Raw genomic sequence first — 466 nt, 5'->3', positions numbered from 1 at the left:
CGTTCCTTCAACACCGGGAACAGCGCGAAGACGCGTTCGAGGTCTTCGGCGATCTCGGCCTTGTTGCTCCTGAGATAGGCACCGAGCTGCAGGTTCTTCAGGACAGATAGTTCCGGGAACAGCCGCCGCCCCTCGGGGCAGTGGCAGATACCGCGGGCGACGACGTCATAGGGCGGCAGACGCTCCAGCGTCTCACTCTTGAATTTCAGCGTGCCGGTCGAGCCGATCGCCCGCGAGATCGCTTTCAACAGCGTGGTCTTGCCGGCGCCATTCGGGCCGAGCACGCCGACCAGTTCGCCCTTGTCGACGGTGACGCTGACCTGCTCGACGGCCAGCGCCTTGCCGTAGCGGACGCTGAGATCTCTGACTTCAAGCAGAGGCATGCGCGGCCTCCGTCTTCCCGATATAGGCCTCGATCACGCGCGGGTTCCGCACGATCTCGGCCGGCGGCGCGATCGCGATGATC

Annotated in this window: 2 protein-coding genes; both read right to left on the bottom strand. The window is 64.8% G+C overall.

Annotated features, from left to right (window positions below; all coding sequences use genetic code 11):
* A partial coding sequence (locus AB3X94_RS41915) for an ATP-binding cassette domain-containing protein (RefSeq protein WP_368614479.1) occupies window positions 1-383 on the bottom strand: 383 nt, incomplete at its 3' end.
* Window positions 370-456, bottom strand: coding sequence for a hypothetical protein (locus AB3X94_RS41910; RefSeq protein ID WP_368614480.1), 87 nt, complete (start codon window positions 454-456; stop codon window positions 370-372). The genes AB3X94_RS41910 and AB3X94_RS41915, both read right to left, overlap by 14 nt.
* Between the last annotated feature and the right edge of the window lie 10 nt (window positions 457-466).

This window comes from Paraburkholderia sp. BR10923 (assembly GCF_040948765.1).
GTDB classification, from domain to species: domain Bacteria; phylum Pseudomonadota; class Gammaproteobacteria; order Burkholderiales; family Burkholderiaceae; genus Paraburkholderia; species Paraburkholderia youngii.
Note: the sequence above shows the minus strand (reverse complement) of the source record. Positions and strands in the feature narration are given on the sequence as shown.